The sequence below is a fragment of the Flavobacteriales bacterium genome, assembly GCA_020435415.1.
GTDB lineage: Bacteria > Bacteroidota > Bacteroidia > JACJYZ01 > JACJYZ01 > JACJYZ01.
The window spans coordinates 1-4,087 of the sequence record JAGQZQ010000150.1 but is presented as its reverse complement, the minus strand read 5'-3'; the positions used below and the strand labels follow the sequence as shown (position 1 = coordinate 4,087).

General features: G+C 49.1%; 5 protein-coding genes. All 5 read left to right on the top strand.

Annotation, left to right across the window (positions count from 1 at the left end; all coding sequences use genetic code 11):
* Positions 1 to 127 precede the first annotated feature (127 nt).
* On the top strand, positions 128 to 928 hold the full coding sequence (locus KDD36_14835; GenBank protein ID MCB0397925.1) for a hypothetical protein: 801 nt from the start codon (positions 128 to 130) through the stop codon (positions 926 to 928).
* A gap of 9 nt (positions 929 to 937) precedes the next feature.
* Positions 938 to 2,128 (top strand): hypothetical protein, encoded by a 1,191-nt coding sequence (locus KDD36_14830; protein MCB0397924.1) that lies wholly within the window; start codon positions 938 to 940, stop codon positions 2,126 to 2,128.
* 12 nt (positions 2,129 to 2,140) lie between these two features.
* Positions 2,141 to 2,881: a glycosyltransferase gene (locus KDD36_14825; protein MCB0397923.1), complete on the top strand. Its 741-nt coding sequence runs from the start codon at positions 2,141 to 2,143 to the stop codon at positions 2,879 to 2,881.
* Positions 2,881 to 3,861 (top strand): glycosyltransferase, encoded by a 981-nt coding sequence (locus tag KDD36_14820; GenBank protein MCB0397922.1) that lies wholly within the window; start codon positions 2,881 to 2,883, stop codon positions 3,859 to 3,861. The genes KDD36_14825 and KDD36_14820 overlap by 1 nt, the downstream gene beginning before the upstream one ends.
* 9 nt (positions 3,862 to 3,870) lie before the next feature.
* The coding region (locus tag KDD36_14815) for a hypothetical protein (protein ID MCB0397921.1) at positions 3,871 to 4,087 on the top strand (217 nt) is incomplete at its 3' end.

Sequence of the window (4,087 nt, the reverse complement as noted above, 5' to 3'; positions counted from 1 at the left end):
TTAAACCGGAAGGGCATTTTGCCTGGATGACCGGAGACAAGCCTACGGCCAATACCTGGAATGTGGTGACCGTGGCACGCAAGATCAAAGCGGAACAAGCACCATGAGCGGACGCTTCAGGTCCCGCATGAGAAAAGCATGGAAGGTCCTTCGGCATTTTCCGGCATACCTGCGTACCCGAAATACCCGGTTTCTTGTGTATACCATGGGCAAGGTTGGTTCCACTTCTCTTTATGACAGCCTGCGTTTCGAGTATCCGTTCCTGTCTGTTCATCATATTCATTTCTTAACGGAAGAAGGGGTGGCCAATCAACTGGCATACACACAAAGCCAACCACTCATCGAAGTTGTAAAGCGCCAGGTAAAGGCCATCCGCTCCGTATGGGACCGTTCCGTTTGGGTGGTGATCACCCTGGTGCGTGATCCTATGGCCAGGGATATTTCCGATATCGGCGAGGCCATCAGTGTGGAGAATATTGATCCCGCGTCCGTGAACGTACAGTATCTGAAGGAACGGTTTGATGCATTCGACCATCAATACGCACTTCGTTGGTTCAGGGAAGAATTGAATAAACAACTCCAGCTTGATGTCTTTAACACACCATTCGATCACAAAAAAAAGTATTCAGTCTACCGCTTTCCCAAAGGACACCTGATTGTTCTTCGTCTGGAAGATCTGGCGGATACCGCATCGCCAGCCCTTAAGGAGGTTGCGGGTTTGAAGTTGAAGAGAACGACCCGGGCCAATACGTCGGCTCAGAAGCAATACCTGGAAGCCCTGAAAAACCTTTCGGAACATCTGACACTCACGCCGGAAAAGTACCAGGAGGTGTATGAAAATGATTATGCAGAACATTTCTATACTCCGGAAGAGCGACGGAACTTTGCAAAAAGATGGGTGAGCAATGGGGGTAAGGGAGCGTCATAGCCTGAGGGTATGAAAACTATAGCAATTGTCAACATAAATCCGGATACGTTCACCAACCCCACACTGGTGGAGCTGATCTCACAGTTAGGGGCATCGGGCAACAAGGTTCTGCTTTTCTGCAGAGAGGATCATGACCCTGTCCCCGAACGTTTTTCCTTCGTGAGATTGTTTGCCATCCCCCCATACTATGGCCGTTTGTCCTGGAGGCCGTCTGTCATCCGCGAGACCAAAGGTGCATACCATAAGGCGGAAGAAATATTGACTGAAGAAAAGGTCGTGTCCTTACTCGGCGTGGACCCCATCGGTTTTCTGATTGCTGCGCGGCTGAAAAGGCCTGCAGGATGCAAACTGGGAAATCTTTCTTTTGAGATATTCTTTAAAAACGAACTGGAAAGTCAGCGGAATGAAAAGTTCCTCACCATTCACCGGCTACACAAAAAGAAATGTCACGGTGATGTGGATTTTCTTGTGATACAGGATGACATTCGCGAGCAGGATTTCTTTAAAGAAAATGGTATTGGCGCTGACAGGTTCAAACGTATTTTCCGGGTGCCGGTCGCTCCTATGCGGAGTGATCTGCCTAAAGCTGAGAACCTCCACAAGCGTTTGGGAATCCCGGAAGACAGGAAGATCATTTGTCACTCGGGTCACGTGTCGGAGTGGACAGGCATATCAAGGATTCTGGATGCTTTGGAAAATGATTGGGACGATCACTTCTGGTTGCTGATCCACGCCCGCAATCCACTTGATCCTCAAAATACGTTGCGTATACGAATGGAGGACCTGCAGCAAAAGGGGCGCCCGCTGACATTACATACCCATGTGTTTCCGGATTACCGCGCCTATGAAGCTTTTCTATCCGGAGCTGATGCCGGACTTGCCATGTATATTCCCGACTTCGCCGGTGGGCCTCATGTAGGCAGGAATATAGGCAACATCGGCCTGGCATCCGGTAAGTTCTCCACATACATGAAGCTTGGCATACCTACCATCACCACCGATGGAGGTGTATACCCGTCATTAAATCAAACGTATCACTTCGGTGCTGTCTGGCCCGATGGCGCACCATTCAGGCCTTGTCTGGCTCAATTGAAGGAAGGCTTGCCCGACATGAAGCACGGTGCTGAAAAATTGTATGCGGAAGTCCTCGATCCGGAAACAAGGCTGAAGGAGATGATTGATTATCTTTGTGCCTCGTAAGCGGTCCGCCGAATGCAAAGACAAGATCATCCTTCTGGCCATTCCCCGTTCATCTCGGTTATCACGCCCACGTTGAATGTTTCCGCTACAATCAGGCATTCCATTGAAAGTGTACTGAGCCAAACGTTCACAGACTTTGAATACCTGGTGATGGATGGTGGTTCCGAAGACGGCACCGAACAGACGGTGAAAGCATATGATAAGGTGACATGGGTGAGCGAGCCCGACCGGGGAATTTATGATGCGATGAACAAAGGGATCGCCATCGCCAAAGGTACCTGGGTATACTTTCTCGGCGCTGATGACCGGCTTTACGATGATGAAGTGTTTTCAGATGTTTTTAAGTATGCCGGCGAAAATAACACGGACATCATATACGGCGATGCACATTTTTTGGTGAAGGATTTTATCCACGGCGGAGCATACGATCCGGTGCGTATCACACAGTCTAATATTTGCCACCAGGCCATGTTTGTGAAAAGGTCCCTGTTCGAACGCCTCGGGAATTTTGACCTGAAGTATCCCATCAATGCCGACTGGGAATTCAACCTGCGTGCATTCGGAAGGAATGATGTTCATACCGCCTACCTTCCACGTACCATAGTGCATTACAACAACCGCGGTGAGAGTGGTACACATCTTGACCAAGCCTTCCTTGCTGACCGGCGTAACCTGATCATGAAGCATTATTCGCTGTCCAGACTGACTGCCTATCTTCGGTTCATTGCCAAACAACGCATCGGCATCGGCTAATGGCAACCAACTTCATACCAGGTCTGGTCAGTGTGGTGATACCCGCATATAACCAGGAACGATTTATTGCTGAAACGCTGCAGAGTGTGCTGGATCAGTCATACACGAACCTTGAGGTAGTGATTAGTGATGATGCTTCCACCGATCGTACATGCGATATCATTCGCGGGTTTGCTGATCGTGATGCCCGTATCCGACCGCTTTTTTCGGAGAAGAATCAGGGCATCTCTCAAAACTTTAACCGCGCTTTTGATCATTGCCAGGGAGAGTTTACCGCATTTCTCGGAGGCGACGATGTGATGTTGCCGGGGAAGATTGAAACACAGGTAAATCTTCTGAAGGTGCAACCCGATGTGGTGTTGTGTCATCATGATATGATCATGTTCGACAGTGAAACGGGTGCGGAAATCAAAAAGCTTTCCGATGATGGCAAGGTGCCGGAAGATCCGTTGGATTGGGTGTTGCCGGTAAACTGGTTTTTCGGAAAAAAGATGTCCGGGGTCCTGCCTTCTTCATGCCTGGCACGCTCAGAATATTATCTACACGGCCGCTATCCAACGGACTTCAAATTCAAACATGAACTCCTGTTTACACTGGATGATTATGCGGCCAATCCTTCCGGCAAATGGCATTACCTTCCCGAGGTACTGGGTCGATACCGGATTCATGACGGGAATTTTTCCTTCCAGCCAGAGAACCGTATGCTGATCCGTGAAGAGAATGAACGCATGTGTGCCATGGCACTGGAACGTTATCCTCAACTTAAAAAGAGGATCCGGTCCCATCGCAACTACCGCCGCTTTCTTGACCTGGTCTTTGACCGCGATGCCGATGCCGAACTGAAACGGTTATTTCTGGCGCAGGCAACCGCCTCTCAAAAGATTTATCTGCGCTTTTGCCGGTGGCTGAATAAATCCGGTTTGCTGTTTACTTTTTTCAAACCGGTCCGATTCTACTATTATCTTCGCGGTCATCGATAGGAATGAAGTATGAATGAGAAGCGACATAGCTGTTGTATCCTGATCCTGACCTACAAAGGGAAATACCATCTGGAGTTCCTCCTTCCTACGGTGCGTACCGCCATGAAACAGGTGCCCGATGGCTTTGATGTGAATGTGCTGGTGATTGATAACGGTCACGACGAACCGACCCGGGATTTTGTAAAAGAACATTTTCCTGATTTCCGTTTTGAGTTCTCTCCTGTGA